15 protein-coding genes and 1 pseudogene are annotated in these 17,231 nt (G+C 75.0%); 12 read left to right on the top strand and 4 right to left on the bottom strand.

Annotated features, from left to right (window positions below; genetic code table 11):
- The first annotated feature begins 69 nt into the window (after positions 1-69).
- The 3 genes from AC3AQ1_RS00890 to AC3AQ1_RS00880 all read left to right on the top strand — a co-directional run bounded on the left by AC3AQ1_RS00890 (position 70) and on the right by AC3AQ1_RS00880 (position 1,762).
- Positions 70-333: a phosphoribosyl-ATP diphosphatase gene (locus tag AC3AQ1_RS00890; RefSeq protein ID WP_108717446.1), complete on the top strand. Its 264-nt coding sequence runs from the start codon at positions 70-72 to the stop codon at positions 331-333.
- A 101-nt stretch (positions 334-434) separates the two neighbouring features.
- Entirely contained in the window at positions 435-1,280 is an 846-nt protein-coding gene (gene hisG / locus AC3AQ1_RS00885; protein ID WP_108717445.1) for an ATP phosphoribosyltransferase, read from the top strand.
- Entirely contained in the window at positions 1,277-1,762 is a 486-nt protein-coding gene (locus AC3AQ1_RS00880) for a PH domain-containing protein (protein ID WP_108717444.1), read from the top strand. Before hisG ends, AC3AQ1_RS00880 begins: the two co-directional genes overlap by 4 nt.
- A gap of 222 nt (positions 1,763-1,984) precedes the next feature.
- On the opposite strand, the gene AC3AQ1_RS00875 is transcribed toward AC3AQ1_RS00880, so the two are convergent.
- From AC3AQ1_RS00875 to AC3AQ1_RS00865, 3 genes and pseudogenes are all read right to left on the bottom strand, one after another.
- Positions 1,985-4,027: an HNH endonuclease signature motif containing protein gene (locus AC3AQ1_RS00875; RefSeq protein ID WP_108717443.1), complete on the bottom strand. Its 2,043-nt coding sequence runs from the start codon at positions 4,025-4,027 to the stop codon at positions 1,985-1,987.
- Between the two features lie 271 nt (positions 4,028-4,298).
- A complete protein-coding gene (locus AC3AQ1_RS00870) occupies positions 4,299-4,595 on the bottom strand; it encodes a DUF952 domain-containing protein (RefSeq protein WP_370445366.1) in 297 nt (98 codons plus the stop codon).
- Between the two features lie 117 nt (positions 4,596-4,712).
- Positions 4,713-5,990, bottom strand: a pseudogene (locus AC3AQ1_RS00865) (DUF3866 family protein); the annotation flags it as partial.
- Positions 5,991-6,013: 23 nt separating this feature from the next.
- On the opposite strand from AC3AQ1_RS00865, the gene AC3AQ1_RS00860 reads away from it, so the two are divergent.
- From AC3AQ1_RS00860 to lnt, 7 genes are all read left to right on the top strand, one after another.
- Complete coding sequence (locus AC3AQ1_RS00860; protein ID WP_108717441.1) at positions 6,014-7,084, top strand: helix-turn-helix transcriptional regulator; 1,071 nt, start codon at positions 6,014-6,016, stop codon at positions 7,082-7,084.
- Complete coding sequence (locus AC3AQ1_RS00855; RefSeq protein ID WP_108717440.1) at positions 7,077-8,060, top strand: helix-turn-helix transcriptional regulator; 984 nt, start codon at positions 7,077-7,079, stop codon at positions 8,058-8,060. Before AC3AQ1_RS00860 ends, AC3AQ1_RS00855 begins: the two co-directional genes overlap by 8 nt.
- Positions 8,060-8,527 carry a hypothetical protein gene (locus AC3AQ1_RS00850; protein ID WP_108717439.1) on the top strand — a complete coding sequence of 156 codons (468 nt, stop codon included), beginning with the start codon at positions 8,060-8,062 and terminating at the stop codon, positions 8,525-8,527. Before AC3AQ1_RS00855 ends, AC3AQ1_RS00850 begins: the two co-directional genes overlap by 1 nt.
- Positions 8,528-8,532: 5 nt before the next feature.
- A complete protein-coding gene (locus AC3AQ1_RS00845; protein WP_108717438.1) occupies positions 8,533-9,462 on the top strand; it encodes a diacylglycerol/lipid kinase family protein in 930 nt (309 codons plus the stop codon).
- A 21-nt stretch (positions 9,463-9,483) separates the two neighbouring features.
- Positions 9,484-12,309, top strand: a complete 2,826-nt coding sequence (locus AC3AQ1_RS00840; protein WP_108717437.1) for a DEAD/DEAH box helicase — start codon at positions 9,484-9,486, stop codon at positions 12,307-12,309.
- Positions 12,310-12,431: 122 nt separating this feature from the next.
- On the top strand, positions 12,432-13,271 hold the full coding sequence (locus AC3AQ1_RS00835; protein ID WP_108717436.1) for a hypothetical protein: 840 nt from the start codon (positions 12,432-12,434) through the stop codon (positions 13,269-13,271).
- A 305-nt stretch (positions 13,272-13,576) separates the two neighbouring features.
- Positions 13,577-15,256: an apolipoprotein N-acyltransferase gene (gene lnt / locus AC3AQ1_RS00830; RefSeq protein WP_234417623.1), complete on the top strand. Its 1,680-nt coding sequence runs from the start codon at positions 13,577-13,579 to the stop codon at positions 15,254-15,256.
- 173 nt (positions 15,257-15,429) lie between these two features.
- On the opposite strand, the gene AC3AQ1_RS00825 is transcribed toward lnt, so the two are convergent.
- Positions 15,430-15,774 carry an RNA polymerase-binding protein RbpA gene (locus tag AC3AQ1_RS00825; protein ID WP_108717435.1) on the bottom strand — a complete coding sequence of 115 codons (345 nt, stop codon included), beginning with the start codon at positions 15,772-15,774 and terminating at the stop codon, positions 15,430-15,432.
- A 126-nt stretch (positions 15,775-15,900) separates the two neighbouring features.
- Between AC3AQ1_RS00825 and aroD the strand changes: the two genes are divergently transcribed.
- Both aroD and AC3AQ1_RS00815 read left to right on the top strand, forming a co-directional pair.
- Positions 15,901-16,671, top strand: a complete 771-nt coding sequence (aroD, locus tag AC3AQ1_RS00820) for a type I 3-dehydroquinate dehydratase (RefSeq protein ID WP_159096319.1) — start codon at positions 15,901-15,903, stop codon at positions 16,669-16,671.
- On the top strand, positions 16,668-17,228 hold the full coding sequence (locus tag AC3AQ1_RS00815; RefSeq protein WP_370445304.1) for a shikimate kinase: 561 nt from the start codon (positions 16,668-16,670) through the stop codon (positions 17,226-17,228). The genes aroD and AC3AQ1_RS00815 overlap by 4 nt, the downstream gene beginning before the upstream one ends.
- Positions 17,229-17,231: the final 3 nt, after the last annotated feature.

Raw genomic sequence — 17,231 nt, 5'->3', positions numbered from 1 at the left:
GCGATGCTTCGCGTCCAGTCGCCGGGCGCCGCGGGTCCGGATGGCGGGCGCCCACTAGACTCACGGCCCGTGAAGACGTTCGAGGACCTGTTCGCGGAGCTCTCCGAGAAGGCGGTGTCCCGCCCCGAGGGGTCCGGCACCGTGAAGGAGCTCGACGCCGGCGTCCACACCATCGGCAAGAAGCTCGTCGAGGAGGCCGCCGAGTCCTGGATGGCAGCCGAGCACGAGAGCGCCGACCGGGCGGCGGAGGAGCTGTCCCAGCTGCTCTACCACGCGCAGGTCATGATGATCGCGACGGGTCTGACGCTCGAGGACGTGTACCGACATCTGTGACGTGGCCCCGTCGCGGCCTGGTGCCAGCCCCGTGCCACCCTGTGCCGCCTCAGTACCACCCAGCGCCTCGTCCGAACGATCCGCCTGACCGAAGGTTTCCCATGCTCCGCATCGCCGTCCCCAACAAGGGGTCGCTGTCCGAGCCCGCCGCCCAGATGCTCGCGGAGGCCGGCTACCGCCAGCGCCGCGACGGCCGCGAGCTCGTCCTCGTCGACGCCGAGAACGACGTCGAGTTCTTCTTCCTCCGCCCGCGCGACATCGCGGTGTACGTGGGCCACGGCACGGTCGACGCCGGCATCACGGGCCGCGACCTGCTCGTCGACTCCGGGGTCGAGGCGATCGAGCACCGCGCGCTCGGCTTCGCCCGTTCGCGCTTCCACTTCGCCGCGCCGCCCGCGTCGATCTCGCGCGTGGAGGACCTCGCCGGCACGCGGATCGCGACGTCGTACAAGGTGCTCGTCGAGAAGTACCTCGCCGAGCGCGGCATCGAGGCCGCCGAGGTGATCCGGCTCGACGGCGCGATCGAGTCGACGGTGCAGCTCGGGGTCGCCGACGCCGTCGCCGACGTCGTCGAGACCGGCTCCACACTGCGGGCCGCGGGCCTCTCGGTGTTCGGGGACGTGCTGCTCACGTCCGAGGCCGTGCTCATCCGACCTGTCGGTGAGATCCGCCCGGGCTTCGACGTGCTCGACCGCCGCATCCAGGGCGTGCTCACGGCGCGCGAGTACGTGCTCATGGACTACAACATCCCGCTTGAGCGGGTCGCCCGCGCCGTCGACGTCACACCCGGCCTGGAGTCCCCGACGGTCTCGCCCCTGCGCGAGAGCGGGTGGGCCGCCGTGCGCGTCATGGTGCGCCGTTCCGCGAGCCACCGCATCATGGACGAGCTCTACGAGATCGGCGCCCGCGGCATCCTCGTCACGAAGATCCACGCGACGCGCCTGTGAGTGCTCCGCGAGGTCCGGTCGAGCCCGACGGCGTACCCGCCGGAGCGCTCGCACCGTTCCGTCCGCGCCTGGCCAGGCGGGTGACGGTCGTGCTGGCGCCGGTCATAGTCGCCTCGCTGATCGCCCTGTTCGTGTTCGTCCGGCCGAACGCCGCGACGGTGCTGACGCTGTCGGACTACCTGCTCATGGTGGTGTTCGCTGGGGCGCTGCTCGTCATCCTCTGGCGGCAAGGGACGGTCACGGCTGTCCCCGATCGTGACGGCATCACCGTGCGCAACCTCGTGCGTACCACGCGGGTTGCGTGGAACGAGGTCGTCTCGGTGCGGTTCTCCTCCGACCGCGCCTGGGCCCAGCTCGACCTGGCCGACGGCGAGCAGCTCGCAGTCATGGCCGTCCAGTCCGCGGACGGCGCCCAGGCGCGCCGTGAGGCGCAGCGGCTCGCGGCCCTCGCCGAGCGTTTCGGCGGAGCGCGCGAGCGCTGAGCCAACGTCGTCGAGCCGGCCCGGACCCCGTCCAGCGGACGCGCCTCGCGATCGTTGGCACGTCGTCGAGCCGTTTCGGACCCCGTCAAGCGGACGCGCCTCGCGATCGTTGGCACGTCGTCGTCGAGCCGTTTCGGACCCCGTCTAGCGGACGCGCCTCGCGATCGTTGGCAACGTCGCCGTCGTCGAGCCGTCTCGGACCCGTCCAGCGGTCGCGGTGAGTCAGCAGCGGTGGTAGCGGTTGGTGCGTTGTTCGGGGGTGGGTGTCCAGGCGTGGTGGTGGGTCGGGGTGAGGGTGGGGCCGGGGGTGATGGTGGGTGTGGCGCCGGGTCGTGGGGTGGTGAGGGTCCAGTCGCCGGTGTGGATGAGGTGGTGGTGGTAGCCGCACAGGAGGGCGGTGTTGTCGGTGCTGGTGGCGCCGCCCTGGTACCAGGGGATGATGTGGTGGGCGTCGCACCAGGTCGCGGGGATGTGGCAGCCGGGGAAGAGGCAGCCGCCGTCGCGTGCGGTCAGGGCGGTGCGCATCCATGCGGGAACGAGCCGGTGGCTGCGGCCGAGGTCGAGGACACGCGAACCGGTCCCGAGAACGACGGGGACGAGGTCGGCGTCGCACGCCAGGCGCCGCACGCTGCGCAGGGATACGGGTCCCTCGTGGATGAGCCACGCGACACCGTCCAGGTCCTGCTCGCTGAGCGCGGGCGCGTTCGTGTCCGTGGGAGCGTTCGTGTCCGCATTCGGCGGACGGCCGGATCTGACGAGACCGGATGCGGCGGGACCGGGTCGGTTGCGCGGGTCGAACGGTTCATCCGGCTCTCGGGTGTCGGGTGTGGCCGACGGTTCCCTGTTTCGAGCGTTCGGAGCGTTCGAAGCGTTCTGTGTGCCCTGCGCGTGTCGGGCGTTCGCCGTTTCAGCGGGGGTTGGGGTCTGGTTGCGCAGGGCGGTGAGGAGGTCGGCGCCGTCGAGGGTGACGATGACCTGGGTGGGTGCTCCACCGGTGGTGGGCAGGACACCGGTGCGCAGGATGCACATCGTGGCGGCGATGAGGGTGTCGAGCATGACCTGGGGGCGGGTGCGCCGCTCCACCGGCACCACCAGCGTCGGCGGACCGCCTGTCGCGCTCTGAGCGGGAACGTCGCCACCGGCCCCGCCGTTGACCGTCTCGCCCTGGTCGAAGACCGATTCATCGTCGGCGTCGATGGTCTGACTCTCGCCGTCGATGGTGTTGCTGTCGGGGACTGAGTCGTCGAGCGTGGCGGCGCCGTCGTTCGTGTCGGGGGTCGCTGTGCCCGGGCTCGCGCTGTCGGAGTCGGTGTCGGTGGGGGTGGGGGTGGTGGTGTGGGGGTTGGTGCCGGTGTCGAAGACGGTCTGGAGGATCTCGAGCTGGATGGCGTCGACGACGAGGCGGATGGTGGTCAGGCCTTTGCGGGTGGGTCCGATGTGGACGCCTTGCTGGATGTGCTTGAGGCTCTCACTGGGCGCTGCCCCGTCGGGGTCGGCCACGGCCACGGCGTGGGTGGCGATCCGACGCAGCTGATCGGGATCGAACGTGGTCGCATGGGTGGTGAGGACCTGTTCGAGCTCGGTGACGTCCCCCTGCTCCAGCACCGCACTCACGCGTTCGAGGGCGCGCAGGACCTCGGTGGTGGCTTCCCGGTCCACATGGGGCAGTGCCGACGCGAGGACGGGGTGCTCGGGCGGCAGGACCTGCCCGGTCAGACTCGTGCGAGGAGCGAGGGCGTGGCCCAGGCGGATGCGGCGGCCGGCTTCGGCGCCGCTGATCCGCAGCCGCATCCGCAGCAGGTCCCGCGCCCGCGCGTACGGGGTACGCGGCCCCGACCGGCCGGTCGGGGCGCAACCCGCGTCCTGCACTCCGGTGGCGCCGGTGCCGCGCGCGCCGACGTCTTCCGCCCCACCTGTGCCGGCCGGGTCGCCGGTTCCGGCAACGTCGCGGCCACGGGCGCCGATGCTGCTGCTGCTGGTGGTGTCGGGCAGGAGGGTGGGGCGGGGCAGGGTTCCGGTGTGGTCGACGAGGACGCCGTGGCCGGGTTCGGGTGGGGTGGTGGCGTGCTCGAGGGTGGCGGCGAGGTGGAGCTGCAGGCGGGTCAGGCGTCGGGTGGTGGTCTCGACGAGCTCGGCGAGGTGGAGGGTGCGCTCGGAGCCGGCACCCGCCGACTCGCGGTCGATGAGGTCCTCCAGGTTCGCCACGGCAGCGGCGAGGTCGGCCTGCGCGTGGTGCGCGGGGTCGATCAGGACGGGTGCGGCCATGCGTCGAGTCTAAGATACGAATGTGCGATCTACAAGCCCTGACCTGCACGAACATATCCACAAGCCCGCTCGAACAAGCGACACGCCAGCCACCGGGGGACAACCGGCGCGGCGGTCCGAAAGTGGTCGACTCGGGCTGGGGAGCGATGGCCGACGCGGCGCCGCGAAGCGATGGCCGACGCGGGGAGCGAGGCCGAGGCGGAGCTGCTTGAGCTTTGGCCGCCGAGCGTCACCCGCCGAGCGTCACCCGCCGAGAGTCACCCGCCGAGCGTCACCCGCTGAGCGTCGCCGCCAGCGTCCCGCGCCACGGCAGCGCCCGCCGCACCGCCTCCACCGGCACCTCCCCGTACACGTGCGGGAAGCGCTGCGAGGTCTGGTCGCGCGGATCCCCGGGCTCGAGCACGCAGGCGATGCCCTCGCCCGCGAGCACGTCGGCGTCGATCTCGAGGGCTACGGCACCCTCACTGGCGAGATCGGCGTAGAACGCGTTCGCGACGCCGTCCACCTGGTCCGCCGACGACGCGTGCACGAACCCGACGTCCGCGAGCCGCGCCCCGCGGGTCGACATCGCGTAGGCGCCGAGCCGTTGCGCGAGTGCCCAGTCGTCCGCGAGGGCGAGGTGCCACACCGTCCCGCGCACGGGCGCGAGCAGTCGCGCCGCCCACCGGCCCGCCGCAGCGGCCGCGAGGAACGGCGAGGCGTCCTCTTCCAGCCCGCGGCCCATCGTCGACAGCCGCACGGGGGAGTCCTCAAGCGCCGCCCGCAGCCCGGTGAGCGCCACAGGGACGAAGCGGTGCCGACCGATCGGGGTGCACAGGTCGCCGGCGGCGAGCGTGACCTCCCGTTCGAGCTCGCCGTCGTAAGCCCCGCGAACGCCGTGATCGCCAGCGCCGCCAGCGCCGCCAGCGCCGCCAGCGCCAGCAGCGCCACCAGCCCCGCGCTCACCGTCGGCCTCGCCGTGCCCAGCGGCGCCTTCGTCCGCGAGCCCCGCCGCCGTCGGCACCACGATGTCGGCGACGGCGAGCGCGACCCGGCCGTACGCCGTCGTGGAGTGGTGGGACAGACCGCGGTGCCGGCCGCGCGCGTCGGCCGCGGAGACCCGCAGGGAGGCGACGGGACGCCCCCCGAGCACGGCCGCCGCGTTGACCGCCTCACCCGCCGCGACCCCGGAGAACCCCCAGCGCGTGCCGGTGCCGAGGTTGCCCGGCCCCTGCGTCACGACGGCGACGTCCGCCCCGAGCACGAGCCGCGCCGCGAGGAGCCCGGTGTGCAGCGTGACCGCCTCGAGGTCGCCGCCGAACGCCTGCCCCACGGTCACGGTCCCGGCGATCCAGCCCGCCTCGCGCAAGCCGGCCGCGGCGCGGGAGAACCAGGCGGGCAGCGCGCCGCCGTCGGTCATCACGTACGCGACGCGCGGCACCGGCAGGCCGAGCGCCGCGGCCTCGGAACGCAGGCCGGCCACGATCGCGGGCAGCGCGGAGTGCAGGTCGGCGACGACGACGGGCATCCCGGCGAGGTCGTCGGCCTCACGCAGCGTCTCGTGGTCGGGCGACTCCTGCTCGTCCACGCCGAGCACGAGCGGCTGCAGCGGGGTGTAGCGCGCCTTGACGAGGTGGCCCGGCCCGGCCGGCGGATCCGCGGGCAGCGCGTCCGGCAGCGCCGCGACCAGCGCGTAGCCGCCCGTGCCGAGCCCTCGCGCGAGCGCCGAGCACGTGAGCGTGACCCGGTCCCCGACGGCGGGCGTCCCCACGAGCGCGGTGTACGCGAGCGCCCGGACCTCGGCCCCAGCGGCGAGCGCCGGCGTTTCGGCGGCGGGCGCAGACGCACCGGCGGCGGGCGCAGACGCCCCGGCTGCCGACGAAGACGGCTCGGAGGACCCCGCGGTGATCCTCGCGCGGACCTCCTGCACGCCCGGCCAGGCCGGCCCCAGGGACTCGACGACGGCGTCGCGCCAGATGATCATCCCCCCACACTAGGCTGGGCCCGATGTCCGAACAGGTGCCCGCGGCCGAGCGGCTGCTCGATCTCGTCATCGCGCTGACGCACACCAACCACCGCATGACGAAGGCGGACATCCGCGCGCGCGTGAACGGGTACGGCGCCGCCAACGACCGCACGTTCGAGCGGATGTTCGAGCGCGACAAGACCGCTCTGCGCGAGGCCGGGATCCCGCTCGTGACCGTCGTCGACGACGCGCACGGTGACGACATCGGCTACCGCATCGACCTCGACGGCTACACCATGCCCGAGCTCGGCCTCACGCCCGAGGAGATCGGCATCCTCAGCGTCGCCGCGCAGGTGTGGCAGGGCGCCGACCTCGACGCGCGCGCCCGCCGCGGCCTCGTCAAGCTCAACGCCGTCGCGCCCGGCGCCTCGGCCGACCTCGCCGGTCACGTGCTCCGCGTCCCGCCGCCCGAGGCGTCTTTCGACGCTCTCCTCGAGGCGGTGCACCGCCGCCGCCTCGCCACCTTCGACTACCGCGCCGCAAGCTCGGGCACCACCTCGCGCCGCCGGGTCGAGCCCTGGCGGCTGCTCGTGCGCGAGGGCGCCTGGTACCTCCAGGCGTGGGACACCGCGCGCGACGCCGAGCGACAGTTCCGTCTCTCCCGCGTGGTCGGCGCGGTGACGGTGACGGACGAGCCGGCTCGGCACGCCGTCGGCGAGCCGCCGCTCGAGGCCGGCGAGGCGGGCGTCGCGACCCTGCTCGTGCGCCCCGGTCGCGGTGCCTCCCTGCGCGTGCGTGCGCGCTCGGTCGAGGCCGGAACGGGCCACGACGAGGGCTGGGACGTCCTCCAGCTCCCCGTCGGCGACCTCGAGGACCTCGCGGGTCTCGTCGCCGGGCACACCGACGCCGTGCTCGTGCGCGAGCCCGAGCGGCTCCGCACCGCCGTGGTCGCGCGGTTGCGCGCCGTCGCGATGCTCGACGGCGAGCCCGCCCCCGGCAGCGCGGCTCGTGCGGGTGCAGCGGCGGTCACCCCCGCGCCCGACGGCGAGCCCGCCCCCGGCAGCGCGGCTCCCGCGAGCGCAGCGTCCGGCGCCGGGGGTACCCGTGGCTGAGACGACGATCGAGCGCGTCAACCGGCTGCTCGCGATGGTGAGCTATCTCGCCGAGCGCGACGCCGTCGGGGTCGCCGAGGTTGCGCGGCACTTCGGCGTGACCGAGGCACAGGTGCTGCGCGACGTTGAGACGCTGTGGATGTCCGGCACGCCCGGGTACCAGGCCGACGACCTCATCGACTTCAACGGCGACGCCTTCGACGCGAACACGATCGTCCTGACGAACGCGCGCGGCATGGACCGACCGCTGCGTCTGCAGCCGTCCGAGGCCGTGGCCCTCATCGTCGCGCTGCGCGCCCTCGCGAGCCTGCCCGGGGTGGAGCAGACCGTCGTGCGCTCGGCGCTGGAGAAGCTCACCATGGCCGCGGGTGAGGCCGTTGTCGCGGCCGACGCCGTGAGCGTCGCGCCCGGCGACACGACGGTGGCGGACCACGTGAGCGGGGTGCTCTCCGTCGTGCGCCAGGCCCTGCGCGACGGCGCACGCCTGCACCTCACCTACGCCGGGGCCTCGGACCAGACCACCGAGCGCGACGTCGACCCGCTGGAGATCTCCTCCGACGGCGAGCACTGGTACCTGCGCGCCTGGTGCCTGCGCGCCGACGACGTGCGTCACTTCCGCCTCGACCGGGTCGTCGCGGTGCAGCCGACCGGCGAGCCCGTCGCGCCCGGCCGGCCCGGGACGCGCACCGCGGACTCGGTGCGGCCCAGCGCCCGCCCGCACTCGGTGCGGCTCGAGCTCACGCCGCGCAGCCGCTGGGTCGCCGAGCGCTTCGGCGGGGAGGTGGTCGCCGAGGGCGACGGCCGGATCACGGTGATGCTCGCCGTCGCCGATCCCGCGTGGCTGGACCGGCTCGTGCTCGATCTCGGTCCCGACGTGCTCGCCCTCGACCCGCCCGAGCACGCCGCGCGGGTGGCGGCGCGGGCGCGGGCGGCCCTCGCGCTGTATGGCACTGGTCCCGACGGCGGAGGTTCCTGATGCCCTGGTGGCTCGTGTGGGTGATCCTGGTGGTCGCGGCGCTGGGCGTGTTCGCCTGGATCGGCCTGCGGCTGTGGCGATCGGTGAAGGCGCTGGGGCGGGAGGTCGCCAAGGCCGAGGTCGTGCTCGAGCGCCTCGAGGCGCGCGTGCGCGAGCTCGACGAGCTCGCGGGCGAGGTCGAGGCCATCGCTCCTCAGATCGTGCTGAGCCCGCAGCAGCGCACCGCCCTGCACGAGGTGCGGGCCGGGGTGCGCGCCACGCGTCGGGCGCGGCGTCGGTTCCGGTTCGAGCGCGCCGCCGCCCAGTGGGACGACATCTCGGGCGGCCCCCGCGCCGACGCGCGAGCGGCGGCCGCAGCAGCGGCGGCGCACCCGGCCTCGCCGTCGCCGGCCGCGCTGCCGACCACTGTGATGCCGGCCCAAGCCCAGCCCGCCCAGCCCGCCCACCCCGACGCGCGCAAGGCCTGACCCGCGTGCGCCTGGGCGTGCTGGTCAACCCGGCCGCCGGGGGCGGACGCGCGGCCGCGGCCGGCCGCGAGGCCCTCGACCTGCTGGCCGCGAGTGGCCACGAGGTCGTCGACCTCACGGCCCCCGACGCGGCCTCGGCGCGCATCCGGGCGGCGGCGTTCGCCGTCGAGGCCGACGCCGACGCGCTCGTGGCCGTGGGCGGCGACGGCGTGCTCAACCTCGCGGCGAACTGCGTGCTGCAGCACGCGCCGCACCTGCCAGTCGGGCTCGTGCCGGCCGGGACCGGCAACGACACCGCCCGAGCGCTCGGCCTGCCGCGCGGCAACCCCGTCGCCGCCGTCACCCACCTCCTGGGCGCCCTCGGGCGCGATCCCGTGGTCGTCGACGTCGGCGAGATCACGCCCCTGGACGCCGACCCCGCCCGCCGGCGCTGGTTCGTCGGCGTCGCGAGCGCGGGCATCGACGCCGCGGTCAACGCGCGCGCGAACGCGACCGCCTGGCCGCGGGGCAGCGCCCGCTACCTCGTCGCCCTCGCGCGCGAGCTGGTCGCCTTCCGCGGGTTCGACGTCGCCGTCGTGGCCGACGGCGTGGCGCTGCCCGAGAGCGGCACCCTCGTCGCGATCGCCAACGGCGCCCGGATCGGCGGCGGCATGCTCATCGCCCCGGACGCGTCGTGGACCGACGGGATGCTCGACGTCGTGACGGCCCGGACGGTGCCGCGCCGCACGCTGCTCACGGTGTTCCCGCGGGTCTACCGCGGCACGCACGTGGACCACCCGGTGGTGCACGTGACCCGGGCGCGTGAGGTGGAGCTGCGCGTCCCGCACCGGCCGGGACGGGCCGCACCGCCGGTCGTGCACGCCGACGGCGAACCCGTCGGGAGCCTGCCGCTGCGTGTCCGCGTGGTGCCGCAGGCGCTGCGGCTGCTCGCCTGACGGCGCGCTTAGGGTGGGAGCATGACCACGCCCGCCGAGCGGTACGCGGCCTTCGTCCAGCGTCGAGCGCTCGAGACCTCCTCCGGCGGCGCCGCGGACCACCTGCGCCGGTTCGCCGACGGGCTGCCGTTCCCGATGGACGAGTTCCAGCGCGACGCGTGCCAGCACCTCGCTGCGGGCGAGGACGTCCTCGTGGCCGCGCCGACGGGCGCCGGCAAGACCGTGGTGGGGGAGTTCGCCGTCTTCCTCGGCCTCGCCGCGGGACGCAAGGCGTTCTACACGACGCCGATCAAGGCGCTCTCGAACCAGAAGTACCTCGAGCTCGTGCGCGCGCACGGCGCCGAGCGCGTCGGGCTCCTCACGGGCGACGTCAGCATCAACGCGGGCGCCGACGTCGTCGTCATGACCACGGAGGTGCTGCGCAACATGATCTACGCGCGCTCCAACGCGCTGGACGGCCTCGGCTTCGTCGTCATGGACGAGGTGCACTACCTGGCCGATGCCGCGCGCGGCGGGGTGTGGGAGGAGGTCATCCTCCTGCTGCCCGACGACGTCCGGCTCGTCTCGCTCTCGGCGACCGTGTCGAACGCCGAGGAGTTCGGCAGCTGGCTCACGGAGGTCCGGGGCGAGACCGCGGTCGTGGTGACCGAGCGGCGCCCGGTCCCGCTGTGGCAGCACATGATGGTGCGGCACGAGGTGCTGGACCTCTACACGGCGGCGGTCGACGCCTCCGACCCCGGGCCCAACCCGCCCGTCAACCCCGAGCTCGTCGAGGCGGTGCGCCGCGCCGAGCGCGCATCGGGACCCGAGGACCGGCGCGGTCGCGGGCAGAACGCCCGGCACCGCGGCCGGCCGGGCAAGACCTCGGGCGGCGCCGGCCGCGGCGGGGTGCGTCCGCCGCGTCGCGACGTCGTGCTGCAGCGCCTCGACTCCGCCGGGCTCCTGCCTGCCATCGTCTTCGTGTTCTCCCGAGCCGGCTGCGAGGCAGCCGTGGACCAGGTCCTCGCCTCGGGCCTGCGGCTGACGACCGAGGCGGAGCGGCGCCGGATCGGGGAGGTGCTGCACGAGCTGTCGGTGCGCATCCCCGGCGAGGACCTCGAGGCCGTCGGGTTCTCGGCGTTCGCAGCGGCCGCGAGCCGCGGCGTCGCGGCGCACCACGCCGGGCTGCTGCCGCTGTTCAAGGAGGCCGTCGAGACGCTGTTCGTCGCCGGCCTCGTCAAGGTCGTCTTCGCCACCGAGACCCTTGCGCTCGGGGTGAACATGCCCGCGCGATCGGTCGTGCTCGAGCGACTGGTGAAGTGGGACGGGCGCGGGCACGCCGACGTGACGCCGGGGGAGTACACCCAGCTCACGGGTCGCGCCGGGCGCCGCGGGATCGACATCGAGGGGCACGCCATCGTGCTGTACGCCTCGGGCGTGGACCCGCTCGCCGTCGCGGGCCTGGCCTCGCGGCGCACCTACCCGCTGCGGTCGAGCTTCCGGCCCACCTACAACATGGCCGTCAACCTGCTCTCCGGCTCAAGCCGCGAGCGCGTGCGCGGCGTGCTCGAGCAGTCCTTCGCGCAGTTCCAGGCCGACGGCGCGGTGGTGCACCTCGCCCGTCAGCTCCGCAAGCACGAGGAGGGCCTCGCGGGCTACCGCGAGGCGATGGCGTGCGACCGCGGCGACATCACCGAGTACCTCGAGCTGCGCCGTCGGATCTCCGAGCTGGAGGCGGACGGGCAGCGTGAGCGCGCGGGGGAGCGGCGCCGGGCCGCGGCCGACAGCCTCGCCGCGCTGCGGCCGGGTGACGTCGTGGAGATCCCGCGCGGGCGGCGCTCGGGCTGGGCCGTGGTGGTCGAGCCGGGCCTGCCCGGGTTCGACGGGCCGCGGCCGCAGGTGCTCACCGAGGAGCGCCAGGTGCGCACCATCGGGCTGGCCGAGGCACCGCAGGGCGTGCGCGTCGCCGGGCGCGTCCGGATCCCGCGCTCGTTCAACGCCCGCGACCCCCGCCAGCGCCGCGACCTCGCGTCCAGCCTGCGCAACGCGATCGCGGAGGGCGTCGGGGCGCCCGACCCGTGGGGCGACGGTGGTGGGCACGGCGTGAACGAGGACGTCGAGCTGCGTCGCCTGCGCCAGGCGCTGCGCGCGCACCCGTGCCACGGCTGCCCCGAGCGCGAGGACCACGTGCGCTGGGCGCGCCGCGCCGAGGGCCTCGAGCGCGAGCGGGACCGGCTCGCCGAGCGCATCGCCGGGCGCACCACCTCGATCGCACGGGACTTCGACCGGGTCTGCGAGGTGCTGCTGACCCTCGGCTACCTCGCCGAGACCGACGACGGTGGGACCGCAGGCACCATCGTCACCGCCGAGGGCACCTGGCTGCGCCGGCTCTACTCCGAGCGCGATCTCGTGCTCGCGCAGTGCCTGCGCTCGGGGGCGTGGGACGCCCTGTCCGCCGCCGAGCTCGCCGCGGCGGCCACGGCCATCGTCTACACCTCGCGGGGCGACGACGACGGCGACAAGACCGCCGTGGTGCGCGGGGTGTCACCCGCGCTCTCGACGGCGCTGGACGCCGTCGTGCGCACCGGTCACGAGATCGAGGAGCTCGAGCGGCACGTCGGCCTCACGCCGTCGCCCGCCGTGGACCTCGGTCTGGTCCGCAGCCTGTGGTCGTGGGCTCGGGGCGCCTCGCTCGCCGACGTGCTCGCCGCGAGCGACCTGGGCGCCGGCGACCTCGTGCGCTGGTGCCGGCAGGTGCTCGACGTGCTCGACCAGCTCTCCGTCGCCGCGCCCACGTCCGCGTTGCGACGCCGCGCGCGCGAGGCGATGGACCTCGTGCGCCGCGGCGTCGTGGGGCAGGAGCTGTGAGCCGGGCCGCGGCCGCCGCGTCGGCCGAGGGCACGACGGGCGACGGCGTCACGACTGACGCCGCAGCACATGACCCAGCAGACGCCGCAGCAACTGATCGCACGACGACCGACGGGACGAGGATGACGAGCGAGGCTGCAGTCGCCACCACGGGCACGGTGCTGCTGCGCGGGGGCACCGTCTACAGCGCGGCCGACCCCTTCGCCACGGCGATCGTTCTGACGCCCGACGGCGTGGCGTGGCTCGGCGAGGAGAGCGGTGCGGACGTGCAGGCGCTCGGCGCCGACGAGGTCGTCGACCTCGCGGGCGCCTGGGTCGCGCCCGCCTTCGTCGATGCCGGTCAGCCCGCGGGCACGACGGCGGAGCTCGCCTCGGCGGGCGTGCTCGCCGTCGCGCCGCGTGCGTCGGGTGCGGCGTGGATACCCGAGTCCGCCGCGCTGACCGCGTTGATCGCGGACCGTCCCGGCACCGTGGCGTGCGTGGACCCGCGCGACCTCGACCCCGCAGGTGCCCCGCTGGCAGCCGCGGCGGCCGCGGGGGTGCCCCTGGCGTTCGGCACCGCGCCGGGCCGGCAGGTGGCGCCCTGGCGGCTCCTGCAGGCCGCCCTGGCGTGCGGGCTGTCGGCGCGGGCCGCGTTCACGGCGCACACCCGTGGCGCGTGGCGCGCGGCCGGCGGCGGTCCCGACGCGCGGCTCGTGGTCGGCGCCCCCGCGACGCTCGTGGTGTGGGACGCGCCCGACCTCGTGGTGCAGGTCGCCGACGAGGCACGGGCGCGCTTCTCCACCGACTCCCGTGCGGGCCTTGCTCCGCTGCCCGCGCTTGGCCGGCTCGACGATGCGGACTGGGTGCCGCCGCGCCTGGTCCGGGCCTACCGGGACGGTCGGCCGGTCGCCGGAGACGGGGCGGCCGCCGGTGGTCGGCCGGTCGTCGGCGAGGGTGCGCCGCGGGCCGTGGCGCCCTAGCACGAGGGTGTGACACGCCGTCGGGCACGACACGCCGAGGACCTCTGACGTTCAACGATCCGTTGCCCGTCGCTGACCTGCGGCCACACTCGCGACCTGCACCGTTACCAACTTGACACCTTCCGACGGTGGCGGTTCCCTCGTCCTGGCACCGACGCGGTGGAGGGGGCGCACCTCGAACGAAACCGCACCGGAGCGGTTCGCGGCCTGACCCTGCGGGCACTAGACAACGTCGTGGATGCACGACGGCCCGAAGTCCGCAGGGCCAGGCCGCGGGACCTCCCGGCCCGGCTTATCCTGGCGGGGTGCCCCCCACGTCCGAGCCGTCCCGGCTCCTGACGCTGCTGCTCGCCGTCATCGGTGGCCTCGTCACCGACGCCGCCTTCCCGCAGCGATCCGTGTGGCCGCTCGCGATCCTCGGTGTCGCCCTGCTGGCGCTCGCTCTGCGCCGCGAGAGCGCCCGGTGGGGGTTCGTCGTCGGGACCGTCTGGGGCCTGTCGTTCTTCCTCGTGCACATCTGGTGGGCGAACGAGGCCGTCGGCGTGGTGCCGTGGGTCGCGCTGTCGAGCGCCGAGGCGATGATGGTCGGCGCGTTCGGCGCCGCGTGGGTGTGGATCCGGCGCTGGCCGCCCGTGCGTGACCGGGCCGTGCTCGCGGTGCCGGCCTTCGCGATCGCCTGGGTCGCCATCGAGGCGCTGCGCTCCGCGTGGCCGTTCGGCGGCTTCCCGTGGGGCCGGCTCGCGTTCTCCCAGACCACCGGACCGCTGCTGCGGCTCGCGTCGCTCGGCGGGACGCCGCTGGTCTCCGGCCTCGTCGCGGCCCTCGGACTGACCCTCGCGATCGGCTGGTGGTCGCTGCGGCGGGGCATGCCGGGTCGGGGCGCCGTGGTGCTGGGGGTGCTCGTCGCGGTGCCGCTGGTCTCGCTGGCGGTTCCCCTGGACTCGCGCCCCGAGCAGGGCACCACGACGGTCGGCATCGTCCAGGGCAACGTGTCCGAACCGGGGCTCGGCGCCTTCGACAACGCACGCGAGGTGATCGGCAACCACGTGGCGGGCACGATGGAGCTCGCGCAGGACCACGCCGGCGAGCTCGACGTCGTGCTCTGGCCCGAGAACGCCGCCGACTACGACCCGCGCACCGACGCGCAGGCCGCGGCGGAGATCGACGGCGCCGCGCAGGCCGTGCAGGCGCCGATCCTGCTCGGGACGCAGAGCTACACGTTCGGGGCGGACGGCAAGGCCGACGCCCGGTACAACGACTACCTGCGGTGGGATCCGGGCGTGGGCCCGGTGGCCGTGTACGCCAAGCAGCACCCCGCGCCGTTCGCCGAGTACATCCCGCTGCGCGACGTCGTGCGCCGCTTCTCCAGCGCCGTCGACCTCGTGACGGTCGACATGAAGCCCGGGACGGGAGTCGGCATCCTGCCGGTCGACGTGGACGGACGATCCGTGCCGTTCGGCATCGCGATCTGCTTCGAGGTCGCCTACGACCAGATCGTCGCCGACTCGGTCGACGCGGGCGCCGAGGTGCTCGTGGTGCCGACCAACAACGCGTCGTTCGGGGAGACGCCGGAGTCGGAGCAGCAGCTCGCGATGTCGGTGTTCCGCGCCGTCGAGCACGGCCGCGCGGTGGTCCAGGTCTCGACCGTCGGCGTCTCGGGGGTCATCACCCCCAACGGCGTCGTGACGCAGCGGACGGAACTGTTCACGGCCGCGGCCGCGACGGCGGAGCTCCCGCTGCGTACCTCCCTCACCCCGGCCACGACGCTCGCACCGGTGCTCACCTGGCTGGCGTACGGCGGCGCGGTGCTGCTCGTGCTGATCGGGGTCGTGACGCACCCGCGGCGCCGGTCGCGGACCGCGTCGGGGCGGACGACGTCGGGGCGCACCACCTCCGGACGCACGACCTCCGGACGCACGACGGGTGGGCGGAACGAGCGGGGCGCCCGGGTGCGCGCTCGCGCCGAGGGAGACGTACGGGTGTGACCGAGAATCGGCTCGCCGTCGGGCGTTCTGCGCCGAGACGGGCGTGACGCGCGTGGCTGACGTGGCGCCGTCGAGTCCTCGGCCGGGCCGCGCGGCCGGAGCCCACGAACGGCCCCGGACATGACTGACGCCCGGTGCCCCGTGGGGCACCAGGCGTCAGCGGTGTCAGCGGATCAGGCGCTCTTGCGGAGCTGACCCGATCGGAGCAGCTCGAGCCGCTCGTTGAGGAGCTCCTCGAGCTCGGCGATGCTGCGGCGCTCGAGCAGCATGTCCCAGTGGGTGCGCTGCGGCTTGGTGGCCTTCGGCTCGGGACGCTCGGCGTCGCGAAGAAGAGCCTCGCCGCCGCCGGGGGCCTCCCACACGGGCGGGATGTCGGCCTCGACGGAGAACGGGATCACGAGAACGCGGCCGTCGGGGCAGTCGTAGACGGCTTCCACGCGGGGTGCCAGCTCGACGCCGACCTCGGTCTCCATGCTGTTGGCACCGATCTTCATGCCACGGAGGGTGCGCTCTGCCATGGGGGGTCTCCCTCTTCTCGGTGAGTCTGCGGACTGATCGGTACAACGTGGGACGGCCCGTCCTATGTTCCCGGGGCGGTGTGGAGGTCGCGTGAAGGTCGCCTGAGAGCGTGGTGGGATGGGGGCGTGCGTCCGCCCTTCCCGCTCACCCCCGCCTCACCGGCCGTCGCCGTTCCCGTCGCCGGCGCGGACGGCCAGGACCTGCTCGAGCGGACCGCGGCCGCCGTCGCCGGCGGCGCCGACCTCGTGGAGTGGCGCCTGGACGCCTGGGGCGGGGGAGCGGCGCACGCGCTCGCGCCGTCGGCCGTGGCCGAGCTGGTGGCCGCGCTGCGGGCGGAGCTGGGCGGCGTTCGGGTGCTCGCGACCTACCGTTCGCGCCTCGAGGGCGGTCCGGGGGAGGCGGACGACGGCGAGTACACCGACCTGCTGCTCGCACTCGTCGCGGCCGGGGTGGACGCCGTCGACGTCGAGCTGACCCGGCCCGAGGAGGACGCGGCGGTGGTCGTGGCCGCAGCCCGGGCGGCCGGCGTCGTCGTGGTCGGCTCCAGCCACGACTTCAGCGGCACGCCGGACGACCTGCCGTCGCGGTTCCGGGAGCTCGCCCGCCGGGGCGCGGACGTGCTCAAGGTGGCCGTGATGCCCGAGTCGGCGTACGACGTCGTGCGCCTGCTCGACGCCGCCGTCAGCGCGCACGAGGCGACCGCGCGGTCCGTGGTGCCCGTCGCGATGGGCGCGCTCGGCGTGCTGACGCGCGTGGCCGGGGGCCTGTGGGGTGCGCCATTCACGTTCGCGATGGTCGGCGAGGCGTCGGCGCCCGGCCAGCTCGCCGTCGCCGACGTGCGCGCGGTGCAGAACGTGCTGGCGCGTGCGGGGACTCAGCCGGGGGAGCGCGCGTGAGCGGCGCCGGCGGGCGGCGGCCGGCCGTGGTGCTGTGCGGGCCGATGGGCTCGGGCAAGAGCGCGGTCGGCCGGCGGGTCGCCACAGCGCTGGAGCTGGGCGTGCGCGACACGGACGCGGACGTCGAGGAGACGGCGGGACGGTCCATCCCGGAGATCTTCGAGGCCGACGGCGAGGCCGCCTTCCGCGCCCTGGAGCACGAGGCCGTCGCGCGCGCCCTCGCGGAGCACGACGGCGTGGTGTCACTCGGCGGGGGCGCGGTGCTGCACCCCGACACGCGGGCGGTGCTCGAGGCGTACCGCGCGGCCGGCGGCGTCGTGGTGTTCCTCGACGTGTCCGCGCGCACCGCGGCGCTGCGGATCGGCGTCGACGCGAACCGCCCGCTGCTGCACGGGGAGGGTGAGACGCCACGGCAGCGCTGGGAGCGGCTGATGGGGGAGCGCCGCCCGACCTACGAGGCGGTGGCGACACACCGGGTCTCGACGGACCGGCGCACGCCCGCCGCGGTCGCGCGCGAGGTGCTTGCGATCCTCGAGGCGCTCGACGGCGAGGGCTGAGCG

It is taken from the genome of Miniimonas sp. S16 (assembly GCF_057748195.1).
Note: the sequence above shows the minus strand (reverse complement) of the source record. Positions and strands in the feature narration are given on the sequence as shown.